At 71.8% G+C, this 18,146-nt stretch carries 18 protein-coding genes; 9 read left to right on the top strand and 9 right to left on the bottom strand.

Annotation, left to right across the window (positions count from 1 at the left end; genetic code table 11):
• Positions 1-89 precede the first annotated feature (89 nt).
• From WMF36_RS00875 to WMF36_RS00865, 3 genes are all read left to right on the top strand, one after another.
• Positions 90-998, top strand: a complete 909-nt coding sequence (locus WMF36_RS00875) for a family 2A encapsulin nanocompartment shell protein (RefSeq protein WP_437577654.1) — start codon at positions 90-92, stop codon at positions 996-998.
• Complete coding sequence (locus WMF36_RS00870) at positions 985-2,934, top strand: family 2A encapsulin nanocompartment cargo protein cysteine desulfurase (RefSeq protein WP_437577653.1); 1,950 nt, start codon at positions 985-987, stop codon at positions 2,932-2,934. The genes WMF36_RS00875 and WMF36_RS00870 overlap by 14 nt, the downstream gene beginning before the upstream one ends.
• A gap of 185 nt (positions 2,935-3,119) precedes the next feature.
• Complete coding sequence (locus WMF36_RS00865; protein WP_437577652.1) at positions 3,120-3,434, top strand: rhodanese-like domain-containing protein; 315 nt, start codon at positions 3,120-3,122, stop codon at positions 3,432-3,434.
• A gap of 36 nt (positions 3,435-3,470) precedes the next feature.
• Here the strand turns inward: WMF36_RS00865 and WMF36_RS00860 are convergent, their stop codons facing one another.
• Positions 3,471-4,670 carry a hypothetical protein gene (locus WMF36_RS00860; RefSeq protein ID WP_437577651.1) on the bottom strand — a complete coding sequence of 400 codons (1,200 nt, stop codon included), beginning with the start codon at positions 4,668-4,670 and terminating at the stop codon, positions 3,471-3,473.
• Between the two features lie 172 nt (positions 4,671-4,842).
• Between WMF36_RS00860 and WMF36_RS00855 the strand changes: the two genes are divergently transcribed.
• Positions 4,843-5,496: a lamin tail domain-containing protein gene (locus WMF36_RS00855; RefSeq protein WP_437577650.1), complete on the top strand. Its 654-nt coding sequence runs from the start codon at positions 4,843-4,845 to the stop codon at positions 5,494-5,496.
• A 110-nt stretch (positions 5,497-5,606) separates the two neighbouring features.
• A complete protein-coding gene (locus WMF36_RS00850) occupies positions 5,607-6,611 on the top strand; it encodes a hypothetical protein (protein ID WP_437577649.1) in 1,005 nt (334 codons plus the stop codon).
• Between the two features lie 128 nt (positions 6,612-6,739).
• Here the strand turns inward: WMF36_RS00850 and WMF36_RS00845 are convergent, their stop codons facing one another.
• A complete protein-coding gene (locus WMF36_RS00845; RefSeq protein WP_437577648.1) occupies positions 6,740-7,354 on the bottom strand; it encodes an NAD(P)H-dependent oxidoreductase in 615 nt (204 codons plus the stop codon).
• A 225-nt stretch (positions 7,355-7,579) separates the two neighbouring features.
• Positions 7,580-8,485, bottom strand: coding sequence for a hypothetical protein (locus tag WMF36_RS00840; protein ID WP_437577647.1), 906 nt, complete (start codon positions 8,483-8,485; stop codon positions 7,580-7,582).
• A gap of 475 nt (positions 8,486-8,960) precedes the next feature.
• On the opposite strand from WMF36_RS00840, the gene WMF36_RS00835 reads away from it, so the two are divergent.
• Positions 8,961-10,409, top strand: a complete 1,449-nt coding sequence (locus WMF36_RS00835; RefSeq protein ID WP_437577646.1) for a B12-binding domain-containing radical SAM protein — start codon at positions 8,961-8,963, stop codon at positions 10,407-10,409.
• 52 nt (positions 10,410-10,461) lie between these two features.
• On the opposite strand, the gene WMF36_RS00830 is transcribed toward WMF36_RS00835, so the two are convergent.
• Positions 10,462-11,235, bottom strand: coding sequence for a DUF6748 domain-containing protein (locus WMF36_RS00830; RefSeq protein WP_437577645.1), 774 nt, complete (start codon positions 11,233-11,235; stop codon positions 10,462-10,464).
• Between the two features lie 611 nt (positions 11,236-11,846).
• Between WMF36_RS00830 and WMF36_RS00825 the strand changes: the two genes are divergently transcribed.
• On the top strand, positions 11,847-12,845 hold the full coding sequence (locus WMF36_RS00825; RefSeq protein WP_437577644.1) for a metallophosphoesterase family protein: 999 nt from the start codon (positions 11,847-11,849) through the stop codon (positions 12,843-12,845).
• 136 nt (positions 12,846-12,981) lie between these two features.
• On the top strand, positions 12,982-13,929 hold the full coding sequence (locus WMF36_RS00820; protein WP_437577643.1) for a LysR family transcriptional regulator: 948 nt from the start codon (positions 12,982-12,984) through the stop codon (positions 13,927-13,929).
• Here WMF36_RS00820 and WMF36_RS00815 read toward each other — a convergent pair.
• From WMF36_RS00815 to WMF36_RS00795, 5 genes are all read right to left on the bottom strand, one after another.
• Complete coding sequence (locus WMF36_RS00815) at positions 13,910-14,227, bottom strand: putative quinol monooxygenase (RefSeq protein WP_437485370.1); 318 nt, start codon at positions 14,225-14,227, stop codon at positions 13,910-13,912. The genes WMF36_RS00820 and WMF36_RS00815 overlap by 20 nt on opposite strands.
• Before the next feature lie 101 nt (positions 14,228-14,328).
• Positions 14,329-14,850 (bottom strand): hypothetical protein, encoded by a 522-nt coding sequence (locus tag WMF36_RS00810; protein ID WP_437577642.1) that lies wholly within the window; start codon positions 14,848-14,850, stop codon positions 14,329-14,331.
• Positions 14,847-15,749, bottom strand: a complete 903-nt coding sequence (locus WMF36_RS00805; RefSeq protein ID WP_437577641.1) for a DUF692 domain-containing protein — start codon at positions 15,747-15,749, stop codon at positions 14,847-14,849. Before WMF36_RS00805 ends, WMF36_RS00810 begins: the two co-directional genes overlap by 4 nt.
• On the bottom strand, positions 15,746-16,522 hold the full coding sequence (locus WMF36_RS00800) for a hypothetical protein (protein ID WP_437577640.1): 777 nt from the start codon (positions 16,520-16,522) through the stop codon (positions 15,746-15,748). Before WMF36_RS00800 ends, WMF36_RS00805 begins: the two co-directional genes overlap by 4 nt.
• Before the next feature lie 2 nt (positions 16,523-16,524).
• Positions 16,525-17,454 carry a hypothetical protein gene (locus WMF36_RS00795; protein ID WP_437577639.1) on the bottom strand — a complete coding sequence of 310 codons (930 nt, stop codon included), beginning with the start codon at positions 17,452-17,454 and terminating at the stop codon, positions 16,525-16,527.
• Between the two features lie 236 nt (positions 17,455-17,690).
• Between WMF36_RS00795 and WMF36_RS00790 the strand changes: the two genes are divergently transcribed.
• The gene (locus WMF36_RS00790) at positions 17,691-18,134 is read left to right on the top strand and encodes a hypothetical protein (RefSeq protein ID WP_437577638.1); all 444 of its coding nucleotides are present in this window, start codon (positions 17,691-17,693) and stop codon (positions 18,132-18,134) included.
• The last annotated feature ends 12 nt before the right edge of the window (positions 18,135-18,146 follow it).

Here is an 18,146-nt window from a genome sequence, read left to right as displayed (position 1 = left end):
TGCGGTGACCCGTGGGGAGTGTGTAGTCATGGAATCAGCTTTGGCGGAGACATTCCCCCACGTGCCAAAGCTCGAGGAAAAGCCCTGCCATGAGCAACCATGAAGGCCACCTGCTTGGCGAGCGTGCCGCACGCCAACACGCCAACACGAGCAAGACGCCGCCGCAGTGGGCCGGAGCCACCCCGCGCTGGCTCGTACACCTGCTTCCCTGGACGCCGGTCGAAGCGGGCGTGTACCGGCTCAACCGGGTCGCCGAGAACGATTTCGCGGTCGATTGCAGCCCTGATGACGCTGCCGAGCTGCCCGTGGCGCACATCCACTACGAGGAGCAGCCGCGCGAGTACGTGCTGAACACGGTGACCACGACGATCCAGGTGCACACCCGGATCTCCGACCTGTTCCGCAGCCCCATGGATCAGGTGAAGGAGCAGCTCACGGTCCTCGTCGAGAAGCTCAAGGAGAAGCAGGAGGACGAGCTCCTCAACAATGGCAACTACGGCCTGCTCAACAGCGTGCATGGCAGCATGAGGGTCAAGCCGCGCGGCGCTGGCCCCACGCCGGACGATCTCGACGAGCTCATCGCGCGGGTGTGGAAGGAGCCGGCCTTTTTCCTGGCGCACCCGCGGGCCATCGCGGCGTTCGGTCGCGAATGCACGAAGCGCGGCGTTCCGCCGCCCACGGTGACCCTGTTCGGCTCGCCGTTCCTCACGTGGCGCGGCCTCCCGCTCATCCCCACCGACAAGCTGCACCTCGCGGGCAACAAGACCGATATCCTGCTGGTCCGCACCGGCGAGAAGAAGCGCGGCGTCGTGGGCCTGTTCCAGCCGGGGATCCCCGGCGAGGTGAGCCCCAGCCTGTCCATTCGCTTCATGGGCATCAACCAGGCCGGGGCGGCCTCGTACCTCGCATCCCTCTACTGCTCGGCGGCCGTTCTGACCGAGGATGCGCTCGGCGTGCTCGAGGGCGTCGAGGTGGACAGCTATTATGAGTATAAGTGAGCTCCACACGACGGATCTCCAGGGCGCTCTGCCGCAGGTGACCCGGACCGTGGGGAGCTCTGGGGGCGCGCCGTTCGTCGTGCCTCTCACCGCGCTGGGCGCAGCGCACGCGCCGGCGCCCGGCGTCCCCGGCTTTGACGCCGACGCGATGGCCGCGGTGATGGCGCAGCTCGCGAACGAGATGCTCGGCGCGCCGATCAAGCAGGAGGCGTCGGCGTTGCCCGCGGCGCCGCTGCCCGGCGCCGCGCCGTCGCTGTCGCCCGCCCCGCCCGCGCTGGCGCCTGGAGCGGCGCCGTTGTCTCCTGCGGAGTCCTCCGCGGCGACGGCCCCCGCGTATCCCGGCTCGGCCCCCGCGTATCCCGGCTCGGCCCCCGCGTATCCCGGCTCGGCCCCCGCGTATCCCGGCTCGGTCCCCGCCGATTCCGGCTCGGCTCCCGCCCCGCCCGGCGAGGCGGCGCTGCCGGACTCGACGGTTCACGCGGGGTTCGTGCGCGTCCCGCTCGTGGGCTCCGAGCCGCTGAGCCTGGGAGCCGTCGACGAGGTGCTCCGCATCCCGGTGCTGGGCGATTTCGCGGCGCGTGACGCCGACCCCTACTTCGTGCCCGGCGCGCCGGCGCTGGGCATCGAGTCGCCCGTCGACGCTCCCCGGATCGAGGCCCACGAGATCCGCGCGGTCGATCCGGAGCTGGTCCGCAGCCTGAGCGCCTCCGCCGGCATCTTCGACGCCCACGCGATCCGCCGGGACTTTCCCCTCCTCGAGGAGCGGGTCCACAACAAGCCGCTCATCTGGCTCGACAACGCGGCGACGACCCAGAAGCCCCGGGCCGTCATCGATCGTCTCTCGTACTTCTACGAGCACGAGAACTCCAACATCCACCGCGCTGCGCACGCGCTCGCGGCCCGCGCGACGGACGCGTACGAGGCGGCGCGCGAGGCGGTGCGCCGCTTCCTCAACGCCCCGTCCACGCGCGAGATCGTGTTCGTGCGCGGCACCACGGAGGGGATCAACCTCATCGCCCAGAGCTGGGGCAGGAGGAACGTGGGCCCGGGCGACGAGATCGTCATCACGTGGCTCGAGCACCACGCCAACATCGTACCGTGGCAGCAGCTCTGCTCCGAGAAGGGCGCCAGGCTCCGTGTCGCGCCCGTCGACGACCGGGGGCAGGTGATCCTCGAGGAGTACGAGAAGCTGCTCGGCCCGCGGACGCGCATCGTCTCGCTCACGCAGGTGTCGAACGCGCTCGGCACCATCACGCCCGCCCGCGAGATGGTGGCCATGGCGCACCGGCACGGCGCGCGCGTGGTCGTGGACGGCGCTCAGGCGGTGTCGCACATGCGCGCGGACGTGCAGCTCCTCGACTGCGACTTCTACGTGTTCTCCGGCCACAAGGTGTTCGGCCCCACGGGCATCGGCGTCGTCTTCGGCAAGGGCGAGGTGCTCGACGCGATGCCGCCCTGGCAGGGCGGCGGCAACATGATCGCGGACGTCACCTTCGAGCGGACGGTCTACCAGCCGCCGCCGGCCCGCTTCGAGGCCGGCACCGGCAACATCGCGGACGCGGTCGGCCTCGGCGCCGCGCTCGACTACGTGACGCGGATCGGGATCGACAACGTCAGCCGCTACGAGCACGAGCTGCTCCACTACGCCACCCACCGCCTCATGACCGTCCCCGGGCTGCGGCTCATCGGCACCGCGCCCGACAAGGCGGGCGTGCTCTCCTTCGTCCTCGACGGGCAGCGCACCGAGGACGTGGGCGGGGCGCTCGATCGCGAGGGCATCGCGGTGCGCTCGGGCCACCACTGCGCGCAGCCCATCCTGCGCCGCTTCGGCCTGGAGAGCACCGTGCGCGCGTCCCTCGCCCCCTACAACACCTGCGAGGACATCGACGCGCTGGTTGACGCATTGCGTCGAATCCAGGTCGGGCGCGCGCGCTGACCTGACCGGCGGTTGTCCGTTGAGACGGAGGCCACGCCCTCCCTGCCGATCTGCCCTTGCCGCAGTCCCTCGCGCCGGGATCCTCAAAACAGGCTAGAAACACGGGATTTTTGCGGATTTCGTCGTGGCGGCGAACTTGTGTCCCCCGGGTTGCCAGCCGGGCGCATGTCCGTTATAGTGGACGAATGATCCAGACGATTTCTCCCAGGGACGCGGACGCTCTGATCCAGAGTGGAGAGGTGGACGTTGTGGATGTGCGTGAGCCGCGCGAGTGGTCGGTCGGGCACGTGCCGCACGCGCGGCTGGTGCCCCTCGATCAGCTGAGGGCGGATCCGCAGCGTGCGCTGCCGCGCGATCGGGTGGTCTTCGTGTGCGCGAAGGGCGCCCGCAGCCTGACGGCGGCGAAGCTTGCGGAGCGGCTCGGGTTCAACCAGCTCTACAACCTGGACGGTGGCACGAGCGGCTGGGTGAAGGCGGGGCTTCCGCTCGAGCACAGCTGAGCTGCTGGGGAGCGCGTCCGTTGAGCCCGGCGGGGCTCACTCGATGACCGAGTCCGTCACCGCGATCGGCGTGTCGTCGTGGTTCGAGATCTGCGGGTAAGTCGGGTACCAGGAGCCGCCGGCGTTCTCGGTGATCACCGACCGATCGATGACGATGTTCCCCGTGTGGTCGTTGCTCACGAAGAAGATCGCGCTCCCGTGGGCGTTCACCTCGTTCCGCTCGATCCGGGTCCCGCAGAGCGTGAGCGTCATGGTCGTGCCGTCGTTGTAGATGGCCCCGCCGCTGCCGCCGCCCGGCGTCCCCTCCTCGGCGGGGTTGCCGCCGTTGCCGAGCGCGCGGTTGTGGGAGAACAGGCTGTTCACGACCGTCCACGAGACGCCGATGCTGCTGATGCCGCCGCCGTTCGCGCACGCGTTCCCGTGGCCCTCGGCGCCGCCGAAGGTGCTGTTCACCACGTAGAGCGGCAGGCCATTGTATTGCATGAAGGCGCGGATCCCCGCGCCGCCGACGTCGGGGCCGGCCGCGTCGCACGCGTTGTTGAAGAAGCGCGAATTGACGACCTTCAGGCGCCCGCCCTGCGCGAAGATGGCGCCGCCGCCCTCGTCGTCATCGCCTGTCGAGTCGCCCTCGATGAAGGTGAGGTTCTGGATCGTCAGGCGCGGGTGATCCTGGTTGTCGCAGCTCGACGTCGTCCACACCTGCGCCTCGTCGCAGGTGTTCATGTAGAGGATGCGCCGCTGCCCGCCGCCGCTCAGGGTCACGAGCCCGCCGCCGTCGATCACGATCTCGGGGCCGGTATCGTTGAAGATCTTCGCGGTCTCCTCGAGCGTGATCGTGATCGGGTCGGGGCCGCAGTCGAAGGTGATGATGCCGCCGGCCGCGACGGCGCGGACGACGGCCTCCGAGGTGCAGCTCGCCGGCGTCCCGTCGCCGATCACCGTCGTCGGTGACGAGGTGTCGGCGGCCCGCGCCTCGGCCGGCACAGCGCAGCTCCCGTCGGGGTTGCCCGCCGGCGGGCCGCCGCCCTCATGCGCGGGAGATCCCGCGCCCGCGCCGCCCGAGCCTGTACCCGCGCCGCCCGGGCCTGCGCCCGAGCCGCCCGCGCCCGACGCGCTCGTCGCGCCGGCGCCGCCCGTGTCGGTCGTCCCCTCCCCCCCGCTCGCGTCGTCCCCGCAGGCCCCGAGCACGGTCCCCATCGACAGGCACAAGATCAGCTCCAGCGGTCGTCGCATCATGTCCTCCTCACCTCGAAAGCATGCGGGCAGCGGCGTCGACCCCTCTCGGGCCGCTCTCGCCGCGACACGGCGGAAGGCAGGGTACCCCAAGCTCCGCGGCGATGCCCCGTGAGCCGCCCCATTGACATACCGCCGGGACCGCCGTGTGCTGTGCGCCGAGGAGAACATCGTGATGGCACAACTTCGATTCACTTGGCTCTGTGTCGCAGCGCTCTGCGCGGGAGGCTGCGGTTCGGGCGACGAGCCGGGGGACACCGGCGCGCCGGGCACGGGCGCGACCACCACCGCGTCCCAGGGATCGAGCGGCACCGGCGGCACCGGCGGCAACGGGCAAGGGGGAACGGGCGGCGGGGCCGCGACGACGACCGTCGTGGTGAACGAGATCTCGGCCAAGGGCGGCGACTGGATCGAGCTTGGCAACCCGGGCCCGGGGTCGGCCGACCTCGGCGGGCTCGGCCTCTGCGACGCCGACGATACCGGGCAGTGCAACCCGACCGACGCGCTCACGTTCCCCGAGGGCACGCAGCTCGCCCCGGGGGAGTACCTGCTCGTCCTCGGCGATCAGGCCGTCGAGGCCGGCCCTGGGCCCCACACCACGTGCCTGCCGGAAGGCGGCCCGAGCAGCTGCTTCTATGTGACCTGGAAGGTGAGCGCCTCCAGGGGCGAGACCGTCTCGATCATCTCGCCGAACGACCAGGTGCTCACCGAGCTGGAGTACCCGATCGAGGCGGCAGCGGATGGGCAGACGTGGGGCAGGCTCCCCGATCTGACCGGCGAGGGCACCGTCACGGCGCCCACCCCCGGGGCGGCGAACGCGGCGCCCTAGCGCCTTCGGGGGGACGCGGCGCCCCCCCGGCGCCCGCCGGTCGTCGACACCGATCCCGCCGCGTCGAGCGGCAGCGAAGCATGCGAGAACCTCACCGAACAGGAGACCTGATGTCATCGACGCCTGCGACCGAGATCCTCCGCGCCCCGTTGCTGCCGCCGCGTCCCCGCCGGGCGTCCCGACCGCGCGGCGGGCCTGCGCCAGGGGCCCTGGCGCGGCGCTCGGCGCCGCCAGCGCTCGCGCTCTCGCTGCTCCTGTCGGGTTGCGGGGCCTCGGATCCGCCGGAGGTGCGGGTCTCGGGCTGCCCTCGTTGCGCCGGGGTGACGCAGGTCGGCGCGCTTCCGCGGGGCGACATCGACGAGTGCTCCGGCGTGGTCGCCGGCGGGCTGCACCCGGACGCGCTCTATGTGCACAACGACCACGGCGACGACGCTCGGTTCTTCGCGATCGGGCTCAACGGCGCGCTGCGGGCCGAGGTGAACGTGGCCGGCGCGGCCGCGATCGACTGGGAGGACATCGCGCGCGGCCCCTGCCGTACCGGCGGGGGCAGCTGCCTGTTCCTCGCGGACATCGGCGACAACGACGGAGAGCGCGCCAGCTACACCGTGTACAGCGTGCAGGAGCCGGACACGCTCGGAGGAGCGCCGCAGACCTCGACCGCCGAGGCGTTCGTGCTCTCGTACCCCGACGGGAGGCACGACGCGGAGACGCTGCTCATTCACCCCACCACCGGGGCGCTCACCCTCGTGACGAAGGTCAACAAGGGCATCTCTCGCATCTACGAGCTGCCGGCGCTGCCTGCCGCGGGCGCGCCGGCGACGCTCGTCGGGGCGGGCTCCATCCAGCCGCCCTCCGGGAGCGCGCGCTTCACGGGCGGCGACGTGCGCCCGGACGGCACGGGCGTGCTGCTGCGGACTTCCTCGCGCGTGCTCTACTACCCGATGACACCGGATCAGACCGTGGCGCAGGCGCTGGCCGGCTCGCCCTGCGTGCTGCCGTCACCCGACGAGGAGCAGGCCGAGGCGATCGCGTGGGTGCCCGGCGGATGGGACTACGTGACGATCGGCGAAGGGAAAGAGGAGCCGATCCACCGCGTGTCCTGCCAGGCGCCCTGAACGGCGCCCGAGGTCCCGAGGCCGCGCCGTTCGTCGCTCGCGGCCCTCGGGCGGCAGGAGCGACCGGGAGCGACCTGGAGGTCCGGCGTCGGGCCTGCGCGGGGGCGCCGGGGCAACGCGCCGCGCGTTCATGCGGTGTCGGTCACCTCGCCTCGCCTGGACGCATCGAAGAGACCGCGGCCGATGGCGCGCGCGGCGGCCAGATGAGAAGCCGGATCCTGCGTCTCCGATTCGAGCAGGAGCTCGGACGTCACGACGCATGCGCCGCAGTAATCGAAGATCCCGTGGTCGATCTGCGTCTTCATGGCACCCAGATAGCCGTGCCGCGCATAGGTTCGCGCGTCGCTGCCCGCGAGGGCGACGAGATGAACCCGGAGGTCGCCGAGCTGCTTCACCAGCTTGCTATCCGGGCTGAAGTCGAAAGCCCAGCCATTGGAGAACACGCGATCGATCCATCCCTTGAGGAGCCCCGGCATCGACCACCAGTAGACGGGATAGACCAGCACGAGGGCATCCGCGCGATCGAGCCTCGCCTGCTCGGCGGCGACATCGGCGGGGGGCGGCGCCTTCCGGCGATGAACGGCGAGATCAGCCGCGGTGAACCTCGGATCGAAGGCCTCCGCCGCGAGGTCCGCGATTTCGAAGGAATTGCCGGACAGGGACACCCCCTCAGCAACATGCGCGGCGACGCCATGGGTGAGCGACGCGGGCTCGGGATGCGAGATAACGATGAGCGCGTGCATGTCGACAGCTCCTGCTCGCTGATGACGGAGAAAAGGGTGAGCTACTTTTAGTAAGTTACCTTTGGTAATTTACCTTGTCAAGCGCCGGAGCCCCTCTTCCGGAACCAGGGACGAGCTTGGGCCTCGTCGCTGGCGCGGCGGAGCGACGACGGGCCGTCCCCGGAGTGGATCCATCGTCGGCGTCGTGCCGAGCTCACGCGCCGGGGGGTGCAGGAGATGACGCTCTCATCGGAACGGCCACGGCTCGCCGACGCTCCGCGAGGCGATGCGGTAGTCGCCGGGCTCGCCCCACACCGCGGCCTCCCGGTCGGGCGCGTTGGGCCCCATCGCGAACGTGAACGACAGGACAGGCCGCTGCCCCGCGCGTGGCCGCCGCTGGGGCCCCGACCAGCGCACCTCCAGGTTCGTGGCGAGCGCCGCCTCCAGGGCCGCGACGGCCTCGTCGGCGTCGGTGGTGGTGACCCGGGTTCCAACGAAGAAGCCGGGGGTGTTCTGCTCCACGATGTGGAGGTGCTCGCTCAACCACGCGGCCCCGTGCGCTCCCGACGCCGGGGCGAACGGCGGCGCGTAGAAGACCTCGGCGACCGCGGCGCCGACCAGGCCGGCGACGCTGATGTGATGCCACTGCAGGCGCTCCGGCTCGGGCGGCCAGGGCTCCGTCTCCAGCTCGATGGCGAGCGCCTCGAGGTACTGCGCCGGCCCGTCGAACGCCGGCGCCACGCCCGCAGCCTCGGTGTCGACCAGAACCACCTGGCCGTCCTCGCCGATCCAGACCGAGGGGTACCCCTTCGCCACGACCGGCAGCAGCACCTCGCCGCCCGCGCGCGGCAGCTTCTCCGGCCCGAGCGGCCGCCCGCCTTCGAGCGCCTTCAGCGAGGCGAACACGCCGAGCCGCTTGTCCGGTGGGAGCGGCGTGCCCCCGGCGAGGCCCTCGAGCTCGAGCGCGCCCTCGTAGACGGGCAGCCCGCGCGCTTCCAGCAAGGCCCGCAGCGCGTCGGGCGACGTAGTGTGCTCAGGGTCGCGGCGGAGGTCGAGTTCCTGGAAGACCTCGACCGCGTGCCGGCTCAGCCGCCTGCGCGCACTGTCGGCAAGCCGGATCGGACGGTCACTGCCCCCGCGTGCCTTGCTCATCTCCGTCGCTCCCGGCGGCGCTGCTGCCGCATGCCCTGCGCCCATCGCGGGTCAGGCGGCGTGCTGCGAAGCGAGTCTGTCCCGATCTCGCTGCTGGCGCCTGGCTGCACCACGCGCTCCCGCGGCGCGCCCCAGCGGTCGCGCAGGTTCTGCAGGAGTTGCGAACAGTTCGGGCACGGCGCGCGCGCCGTCCCGTCGGGGTGCTGCGCGGATGTCCGGAGAGCCGGTTGTTGACCTTCGTCACGATGGTGAGCACCCCGGTGGTGGCGAGCCTCTGGTTCCCGGGACGCTCGCTTCCTCGGCTCCCGCACGCGCCCACCACCGTCCCTCCACGGTAGCTCCTCCCGCTTCTGGAATCGACACGAACCGCCTTCCGTTATTCTGAGCGCGTCTCATCGGATCTCCGTCCACCCGCGGATCCACATCGTCATCGCGGTTCCGGTCCGATGAAGCGCATGATCCCGAGGAGGCGCTCATGAAGGTGAGGATTGTCGTGAATTACGTCCCCCGCTATCGCCGGGGGCACCGCTTCCACTTCGTCCCGCCGGTCACCGGGATCCACCTCGCGGCGATCACCCCGCCGGAGCACGAGGTCGAGCTCTTCCACGAGCAGGTGCGCCCCGTCCCCGTCGACGCCGCGCCGGACGTGGTCGCGCTCTCGTTCTTCTCCGGCTTCGCGCGCCGCGCCTACGCGCTCGCCGATCGATACCGCGCCCTCGGCGTGCGCGTCGTCGCTGGCGGGCCGCATGTCTCGTACTGGATCGAAGAGGCGCTCCAGCACGTGGACGTGGTGGTCACCGGGGAGGCCGAGGCGGTCTGGCCCGCAGTCCTGCGCGATCTCGCGCGAGGCACGCAGCGCCGCGTCTATCACGGCGAACCGGCCTCGCTCGCCGGGCTGCCGACCCCTCGCTACGATCTGCTCGAAGGCAGCTTCCTCGTCCCCCGCGTGCTCCAGGCGACGCGCGGCTGCCCGTTCACCTGCAGCTTCTGCACGGTGCCCGACCTCAACCCCGGCTTCCGCATGCGCCCTGTCGACGAGGTGATCCGCGACATCGCCACCACGCATTTCCCTCGCTTCTGGCAGGAGAAGGTCGCCTGGTTCTGGGACGACAACCTGCTCGTCCATCGCCGCTGGGCCAAGGAGCTCCTGAGCGAGCTCGCCGGGCTCGATCGCTGGTGGCTCACGCAGGCCTCCATCGATATCGTCAAGGACCGGGAGCTCCTCGACGCGATGGAGCGGTCCGGCTGTATCGGCATCTTCCTCGGCATCGAGAGCCTCGATGACGCCGATCTGAAGAGCGTCGACAAGCGTCAGAACCGCGTGCGCGAGTACCGCGAGGCCATCCGCAGACTTCACGATCGCGGCATCTGCGTGATGGCAGGCTTCATCTCGGGCTTCGACGATCAGACGCCGGAGGTCATCGCCTCCACGGCCGATCGACTGAACGAGATCGGCGTCGACGTCCCGTTCCTGAGCATCCTCACGCCGTTTCGGGGCACGCCGCTGTACGACGAGCACCGGCGAGACGGGCGGATCCTGGAAGAGCGCGACTGGCCTCATTACAGCGGCTACGGGGTCGCCTTCCGGCCGGCGCGCATGTCCCCCGAGCAGCTCCTCGCAGCCCACCGGCAGATGTGGAATCGGGCCTTCCGCCCCGCGGCGGTGCTCGAGCGCCTCGCGCGCGGCGCGCGGTCGTTGAGCCGCGGCGCGATGATGCTGTCGGCGGCGATGAACGGGTTTTACGGCCTGAAGCAGGTCACCGGCAACGAGCCGGCTGCGCCGCCGCTCGAGCCGCGAGGGACGATCCGGCACCCCGCGCCCGGGGACCCCCCGGCCCGGCTCTCGCGCCTCGGCCTGAAGCGGGCGGAGGCCGCCGTCGTTCACCCGATAGGGTCACACGACCCCGCCACCTCACCCGGGTGAGCACGGCGGAGCTCCGCCACGCCGCGGCAGGTCACAGCGCTCCGCGCCGGCCTCACTGCAGGCGCAGGTAGAACTCCGCCGCGTCGAGGCGGTTCATCGAGCCGGCCGGACCGGTGGCCACCGCGTGCCCGCCGGCGATCAAGAGACCGCTCTCGTAGAGCGCGCGCATGCCGGCGTCGACCTGCGCCGGCGTGGCCCCGGACGCGGACAGATCGATGCTGTCGAGCGAAGCGCTGAGGTTTGTGTTCAGGCTCAGCTCGGAGAGGGAGGGGCACGGGTGCGTTATGCAGACGATCCCGGTCTCATCGACGCGAGAGAAATGGCCCTCGGGCGTGTTGCCGGTCGCCCCGAGCCAGATCTCGCTGGCGATGAGCACGTCGGCCGGCCACCCCCCGAGGTCGCCGAGGTCGACCTGCTTCAGCGCGCCGCGAACCAGCGCCGTCCCCGCGGCGAACGCCTCTTTGGCCTTGCCCTCGGTCGCTCTGTCGAGCCCGAGCCTCGACAGATCGAGCTCGAACATATGGCATTCCTCCTGCCAGGTCCCATCGGCGCAAGGGGCCACGCTCGTGTTGACGCGGGCGACGAAATGGCCGCCGCAGAGCGGTGAAACGCACCTGCGGTAGTCAGGGTGGGTCACGATGTAATAGTCGGCCACGGCGACCTTGGCCTTGGTCAGCGCGCCGGGGGCGTCCTCGACGGCGAGCTCGGCCTGAGGTTCGTCCCGCACGACGACGTCCCCGCCCGAGGCGTCGCAGGCCAACGCCGGCAGGGTCAAGAGTCCGACGAGGGTGAGCAGCGAGACGCGGTGATGGGTGAAATTGAGCATCGATGTTCTCCATGAGCGGACACAGGGTGACGTTGGCACGGGCGCCTCGGCCGGTCCGCAGGCCCGAAGCGTCCTCGTAGGCTCCTGCGGGTCGAGACAGCGAGCTGTCGCAAGCACGGTATGCGCCTGCCGTCCCACATCTCTGCTCGCCGCGTTGCGCCCGGAGACGATCCGCTCGAGCTAATGAAAGAAACATACTCTACCCGATTTTCCGCGAGAAATCCTCCCCTCGACGGGGATCTCCAGCCCGCGGGCCTCGAGCACGGCGACCGTGGCCCGTGCGTTCCGGGCTGGCGGGACAAATCCCGATCCAGCGGTCTCCGCATCCTGCCCGCTCGGGCTGTCGAGCACGTCCCCGTCCGCGGTTCAGGCTCCCCGTCGAGCGTATTTCGATCCACGATGCCCTCGACCGGCTCGGTCAGGTGCCCTCGCGCGCCGGTCGGTTGGGTGTCAAGAGAGCTGTCCGCTGATCCGGTCACATCCTCGTGAGTGCTTGAATGCTCCTGCCCCTGAAGGTCTCGAAGCTGTTCGGATCTCGCCGGCGTCCACAAGTGAGCTGCCTTCACGCCACAGCCCTGCGGGGCGTGAGCGAGGAGGCTCATCCAGCCGTGATGTCTGTCGCACCCTCTCCTCGCCGCCCGCGCCTCGGCTGCTCGGCCGCGCTCCTCGCCGCCTCGAGCGCGCTGCTCGCCGCGTGCGCACCGCTGCCCGCGCCGCGCCTATTCGCGGGGAGCCTCGATGTGCCGCTGCCGCCCACGAGCGGCCGCATCGCCGTCGTCGCCGATCTGCAGCGCACCTCGTACCTGGAGTTCTGGCGCGAGTCGAACGATGGCGAGCGCGCCGCGCTGGTGCAGGCGCTCGCCGCCGCTCGCCCCGACGCCGTGTTCGTGGTCGGCGACCTGGTGTTCGACGGCGGCTCGGCGCGGCACTGGGCCGATCTCGACGCCCTGATGGCGCCGGTGCGCGACGCCGGGATCCCGGCGTTCGCGGCGTTCGGCAACCACGAGTACTGGGGCGGCCGCGACGGTGAGCGCCACCTCTTCGCGCGCTTCCCGCACCTCGGCGGGCGCCACTGGTACGAGGTCGTCTATGGCCCCATCCGCGTCGTGGTCCTCGACAGCAACATCGACGAGTTGACCCCCGCGGCGTGGGACGCCCAGATCCGCTGGTACGAGGGCGCGCTCCGCCGCCTCGACGCCGATCCTTCAGCGCGCGCGGCGCTGGTGCTCGCGCACCATCCGCCCTACACGAACAGCACGGTGACGGGCGACGAGCCCCACGTGCAGCGCCACATCGTCCCGCCCCTCCTCCGCTCCCGGAAGGCGCTGGCGCTGATCAGCGGCCACGTGCACAACCACGAGCGCTTTCAGCGCGGCGGAAAGCTCTTCATCGTGGCCGGCGGCGGCGGCGGCCCCCGGGCCGCGCTCGCCCAGGGCACGGCCCGCCGCCACACCGACGATCTCGCCCGCGGCTCGGCGCTCCGACCATTTCATTTTCTGCTGATCGCGCCCGCCCCGGAGGGCCTCGCCGTCGAGCTCCACGGACTCCCCAAGGGCGGCAGAGACGCCGCCGCCCTCGACCACTTCGTGATTCCCTGGCCGGCGCCCTAACAGTGACACAAAGAACAATGAGGTCGACGAGCTCAGGTCACCGCTCCGGACGCAGCGCACGGCGAGGTGGGCTCACGCACCTCGACCGGGCGCTCCCGGTGGCGCACGCACCGGCACCGGGCGAAGATGGGCGTCCATGGAGATCCACCAGGTCCGCTATTTTCTGGCGGTCACCGAGACGCGCAGCTTCACCCGCGCGGCAGAGCGCTGCGCGGTCTCGCAGCCCGCGCTCACCGCTGCGATCAAGAAGCTGGAGGAGGAGCTGGGCGGCGCGCTCCTCCTGCGCGAGCGCGGCGGCGCGAAGCTGACGGCGCTCGGACAGCACGTGCTGCCTCGCTTCCAGCGGCTACACGACGAGACGCAGGCCGTGCAGGTGATCGCGGACAACCACCGACGCCTCAAGCAGGTCCCGCTCCGCGTCGGCGCCCTGTGCACCATCGGGCCGGCGCGGCTCGTGCGGGCGCTCGCGGCGTTCCACGGCGAGGCGCCGGGCGTGGAGCTGGAGATCTCGGTGGCCATGCACGCCGAGACCCTGCGGCGCCTGGAGGAGGCCGAGGTCGACGTCCTCATCACGAGCCTCGGTGTCGCCGTCCCGGACTGGTGCGTCGTCGCCCCGCTCTACGACGAGCGATACGTCGTCGTCCTGCCGCCCGGCCATCGGCTGGAGGCGCGCGAGGCGCTCCGGATCGAGGATCTGAGGGGAGAGCCGTACCTCGATCGGCTCGCGTGCGAGATGCGCGAGTCGGTGACGGCCGCGTGCGCGGCCCGCGACGTCGAGCTGTACGCGGCGTATCGGACCGAGCGCGAGGACTGGGTCCAGAGCCTCGTCCACGCGGGCCTCGGCTTCGCCTTCATGCCGGAGCACTCGGTGCTGCTCGCCGAGGCGTCCCGGCGGCCGCTCATCGACCCGGCGCTCCAGCGCACGATCGCGCTGGTCCGCTCGGGGGATCGCACGCCGACGTCCGCGCTCCAGCGCTTCTGGGACACGATGCTCGCGCGCGCCGCCCGCCTCGAGCCGCAGGGAGGCGGCGCCCGGCCGCGCGAGCGCCCTCCCGGGAGCGGCATCAAGGCTTCGCGGCGATGATGTCGACGCGCTCGATGACGGGCGCGGTCGCGAGCAGCTCGGGCGCCTTCGCCATCAGCGCGGCCGCGATCGGGCCCTCGAGGTGCGCCTTGCGGCCGTCCTCCTCGACGAAGGTGTCGAAGACACCGAAGGTCGACGGGCCGATCCGCAGGGCGAACCAGTGAATCGTCCGCTGCTCCTCGACGGCGAGGCCGATGGCGCTGCGGAGGAAGGCCTCGACCTCGGCCTCCTTGCCGGGCTTGGCCTCGATCCGGACCAGAAGAGAGCGGGTCACGGCAGGGAGCTTGGTAGTCGTCATGAGGGTCTCCTTGTTCGGCGGCGCGCTGCGCGCCGCGCTTGATAGGGAGGGTTATGACGCCCGCGCGGCCGCTCCACCCATCGCTGTTCTTGATGGATCCATCAGCGGCGTCGATGGCCGGCTTCGCGGCGGGCCTCCTCGATCCGGACCGCTGCAGCCGCCCGGAGTGGGTCGCGTGCAGGTGCAGAGCGCGCCTCGATCCAGCAGCGGAACAGGCGGGCCTCGCCCGGAGGGAAGAAGGCGGTGGGCGGCACCTCGGCGTGGTAGCGCCGGAATGCGGCGCTGAACTCCGCAGGATCGCCGTCGAACCACGCCTCGGCCTCGGGCGACCCGCGCAGGAGCCGCTCGAAGCGGAGCCGCGCGACGAGCAGCGCCGATATCCGCACGCCGTCCTCGTCCGCGCCGAGCAGCGCCCGCCGGAGCGCGGGCGGCAGCGCCGGATCCCCGGCCGCGGCGCGCAGCGCGGCCACGGGATCCTCGGCGGTCATCGCGCGGGCCACGAGCTCTTCGTAACGCGCGTGCGCCTGCGCCCCGGTCAGCCGCGCCGATCGCGCCGGCCCATGCTCGCCTGCCCCGCCGCGTGCCGCGCGCTCGCCTGCCCCGCCGCGCGCCGCGCGCGTCACCTGCGCCTCCCGCGCCGGCCGAGCACGCGCCGCGCGCGCCGCAGCTCCTCCCGCACGGCGGCCGCGTCGTCCGGGCCCCGCACCGTGCCCTCCATGCGCTCCAGGGTCACCCCGCGCAGGTTCGGACAGCGCGGCGCGACCTCTTCCAGGAGGCGCCACACCGGCTCCGGCACGGCGTCGTCGTGGCCGTCGAGCCTCAGCACCCGGCCGGAAGGCAGCCAGCCCGGATCGCTCGGGCCGCCGCCCGAGAGGTGGATCTCGATCACCCGGGAGAGATCGAGCCGGGCCACGTACTCCGCCGGATCGAAGCCGAAGTTCTGGGCCATGGTGTGGACGTTGTGCAGGTCGAGCAGCAGATGCGTCCGCGGCGCCCTCAGGATGCGCTCGAGGAAGCGCGGCTCGTCCAGCGGGTCGCCGAGCACGAAGTAGCTGACGCTGTTCTCGACGCCGACGTCCTCCACGACGGCCTGCAGCGCCCGGAGCGCGCGGCGTGCGACGGCGGCGCTGTGCGCGCTCATGGGCAGCGGGAGCGGCAGCCCGGCGGCCAGCCCGGCGGGCGCGCTGACCCCGAGATGATCGGTGTACCAGCGGAAGCGGAAGATCGCGTGGTCGCGCCGGAGGGCCGCGAGCCAGCGGGCGCGCCGGCCCGCGTCCGCGGCCGAGGCGCCGCCGGGCGACCAGCCGACGCCGTGCGCGACGAACGGCCGATCCGACCGGCGCGCGAGCTCGGCGAAGCGGCGGTGAAAGCCGTTCTCCTGGAGATCGGCCTCGGCGGCGTCCGGCACGCGCCAGAGCGTCTCGGGCGCCACCTCGTAGTAGTCGGCGTCGCGCAGGATCGCCTCGGCGAGCAGGTCGAGGAACGCCGCGTCGGGCTGGAGCGTGAGGCCGACCGGGATCAACGCGGGGATTCCCCGCGTCCCTCGATCGCGAAGAAGTAGAGAAAGCGCCGGGACTTGGAGGGCACGTGCCCCATGCCGCAGGCCATGAGCCCGCTGTCGTCGATCCCCTCGATGTCGGTCCCGCAGCCGCTCGCGACCGCCCAGTGCGCGCCCGCCGGCGGCGCCTTCACGAGCCGCGCGCGCACGCTCGCGGCCCGGGCCGCCACGTTGTCCGCCTCGGCGCCGAGGCCCTGCCGGAGCAGCGCCCCGAGCGCGCCGATCCGCTGCGCCGCGATCCTGTCGTCGTGCTTCTGTCGCTCCTCCCAGCTCCCGGTGACGACGCCGCGCATCCCGTCGTACCTCGGGAGCGCGACGTCGAGCTGCGCCGCGGCGACAGGCACCTTGTCGGTCCTGACCAGCACCAGGAGCGGCTCCCCGTCGCCGGCGCCGGGCACGAGCTTCTTCAGATCGGCCATGGTCGCACAGACGACCTCGACGCCCGCGAGCGGGGCGAGATCCCTGTCCGCGCCGAAGTTGAGCAGCTCGCCGAAGGCCTGGCCGCGCTCCCACTTGGCCGCGTCGTCGGCGGGGATCACGAAGACGAGCAGCGCCCTCTTCGCCTGCCGGGCGCGGCGGAACGCGGCCGAGACCTGGACCACCGACCCCTGAGCGGCGGAAGGCTTGCCCTTCTCGTCGCACGCGGCGCCGTCGCCAAACGCATCGCGGAGGAACCCGGGCCACGCGGTGGCCGCGAGCCCTGCTGCAGTCGCTCCCAGCAAATGCCTGCGCTTCATGGTCACTCCTCGCCGGCGCCCTTGCCGGCGTTCTCGATCAGATCGCTTTCAGGCTCGACACGCCGCGAGGGCTCGGGCGCGAGCGGGGCGAAGGCCGCCCAGCCCGGCTGGATCAGTCTATCCCGATCCCGGCCCAGCACGATCGGCGCCGCCCCGGTGGATGTCAGCATCACGCGATCGCCCGCGGCGCGGTACTCGCCGGTCGCGAGGACCGCGCCGGTGCACCGGTCCTCGAGCGTGAAGCCCCCGGAGGCGTCCAGGAGGAGCATCCGCAGCCCCGCGTCGTAGAGGCCCACCAGCTCCGCCTCCGCGCTGCCAGGCTCCGGCGAGCCGGGCGCGCCGCCTCCGGGGGCCGCGGGCACGGCGGCGAGCGCGTCCAGGGCATCCTGCGCGGCCGACGGCGTGAACGCGGCGGGATCGCCGGGCGCGCGCTGCGTGGCGGGCAGGGCCTCGAGCACGCCGTCGGGCGGATCGAGGAAGGAGCCGCGCTCGAGCAGGTCCGGCGCGGTGAGCGTCCACAGGCCGTCGCGCCGCGCGGAGATCTCGCCGTCGACGAGCGCCGCGAGCGCCGCCGCGGCCGCTTCGCTGGCGTGCAGCGTCAGGCGATCGTCGCGCGCCTCCTCGCCCACCGCGAGCCAGCGGACCTCGCCCTCGGCGCCGCGCACGTGCGCGAGCATGCCCCCGCGCAGCTCGAGCAGCTCCGCGCGCCCCGGGCCGCGCAGCAGGGCCGGCTCCTCCACGTCGAGGGCGACCGGCAGGATCGGCGCGCCCTGCCAGCCGTCGCTCGCCACGGTCCAGCGGGCGCGCGCCGCGGGATCGAGCAGCACATACGCCGTCGCGCCCGGAGCGTCGGTCGACTGGGCGCACCCGGCGGAGAGCAGCGCCGGGTAAACAAGGGAGAACGCAAGGAAGAGACCACGACGTCGGGGCATCGAGCGGAACCTCCGGGGAGCTGAGACGCGCCACGGCGGCGAAAGTTCCACACGCCCTGCCGCGCCTTGCCGCGCCCGCGAGCGTCGGGGCGGACGTCCAGCGCGTCCCCGCGACGGCGCGCGATGTCAGCCGCCGCGGGCGCCGCGCATAGACCCCCTCGACAACGGTGAGGCGCCCGAGCGCTCGCCGAGCCGTGCAGCACGCTCAAAGCGGTACAGAAAAAGGAATAGACCTCATGAACGCCATCAGCAGCATCGCACTCGTAGGGGCCATCTTCAGCGTTTCGTCCGTCGCCGACGCGGCGGTCCAGAACCATCACGGCGGCCTCTGTCGTGCCCAGGCCCCCGAGCACATCAATCGAGTCTACTATCCCGCCAGTGGCATCGAGGCGCTGCAAGGCCTCAACGTGGTCTGCCCGCTCGTCACCACCGGGAACAAGATCAATTATGTAGAGGTCAACGTCAGAGACACCACCCGGCCCGCCACCGGCTGCTCCCTCACGGGAATCGACTGGGATGGCACCGAGGTCGGCAACGTCAACTTCAGCGTCGCGCAGGGAGAGAAGTGGAAATCGGTGACGGTGCCCGACTCGATGAAGGGCTCGTTCGTATCGTACCTGCTCACCTGCTCGCTTCCGAAGAATCAGATCCTCACGAGCGTCAACGTCGGTACACCCTGAGCGTCGGGGGTG

The organism is Sorangium sp. So ce887 (assembly GCF_051521455.1).
GTDB lineage: Bacteria > Myxococcota_A > Polyangia > Polyangiales > Polyangiaceae > Sorangium.
The sequence above is the reverse complement of the archived record's forward strand: the minus strand, read 5'-3'. Positions and strand labels throughout refer to the sequence as shown.

Bases quoted from the DNA above. Each gene is read 5' to 3' on its own strand.
- WMF36_RS00875 (WP_437577654.1), top strand. From the start codon at position 90: ATGAGCAACCATGAAGGCCACCTGCTTGGCGAGCGTGCCGCACGCCAA.
- WMF36_RS00870 (WP_437577653.1), top strand. From the start codon at position 985: ATGAGTATAAGTGAGCTCCACACGACGGATCTCCAGGGCGCTCTGCCG.
- WMF36_RS00865 (WP_437577652.1), top strand. From the start codon at position 3,120: ATGATCCAGACGATTTCTCCCAGGGACGCGGACGCTCTGATCCAGAGT.
- WMF36_RS00860 (WP_437577651.1), bottom strand. From the start codon at position 4,670: ATGATGCGACGACCGCTGGAGCTGATCTTGTGCCTGTCGATGGGGACC.
- WMF36_RS00855 (WP_437577650.1), top strand. From the start codon at position 4,843: ATGGCACAACTTCGATTCACTTGGCTCTGTGTCGCAGCGCTCTGCGCG.
- WMF36_RS00850 (WP_437577649.1), top strand. From the start codon at position 5,607: ATGTCATCGACGCCTGCGACCGAGATCCTCCGCGCCCCGTTGCTGCCG.
- WMF36_RS00845 (WP_437577648.1), bottom strand. From the start codon at position 7,354: ATGCACGCGCTCATCGTTATCTCGCATCCCGAGCCCGCGTCGCTCACC.
- WMF36_RS00840 (WP_437577647.1), bottom strand. From the start codon at position 8,485: ATGAGCAAGGCACGCGGGGGCAGTGACCGTCCGATCCGGCTTGCCGAC.
- WMF36_RS00835 (WP_437577646.1), top strand. From the start codon at position 8,961: ATGAAGGTGAGGATTGTCGTGAATTACGTCCCCCGCTATCGCCGGGGG.
- WMF36_RS00830 (WP_437577645.1), bottom strand. From the start codon at position 11,235: ATGCTCAATTTCACCCATCACCGCGTCTCGCTGCTCACCCTCGTCGGA.
- WMF36_RS00825 (WP_437577644.1), top strand. From the start codon at position 11,847: ATGTCTGTCGCACCCTCTCCTCGCCGCCCGCGCCTCGGCTGCTCGGCC.
- WMF36_RS00820 (WP_437577643.1), top strand. From the start codon at position 12,982: ATGGAGATCCACCAGGTCCGCTATTTTCTGGCGGTCACCGAGACGCGC.
- WMF36_RS00815 (WP_437485370.1), bottom strand. From the start codon at position 14,227: ATGACGACTACCAAGCTCCCTGCCGTGACCCGCTCTCTTCTGGTCCGG.
- WMF36_RS00800 (WP_437577640.1), bottom strand. From the start codon at position 16,522: ATGAAGCGCAGGCATTTGCTGGGAGCGACTGCAGCAGGGCTCGCGGCC.
- WMF36_RS00795 (WP_437577639.1), bottom strand. From the start codon at position 17,454: ATGCCCCGACGTCGTGGTCTCTTCCTTGCGTTCTCCCTTGTTTACCCG.
- WMF36_RS00790 (WP_437577638.1), top strand. From the start codon at position 17,691: ATGAACGCCATCAGCAGCATCGCACTCGTAGGGGCCATCTTCAGCGTT.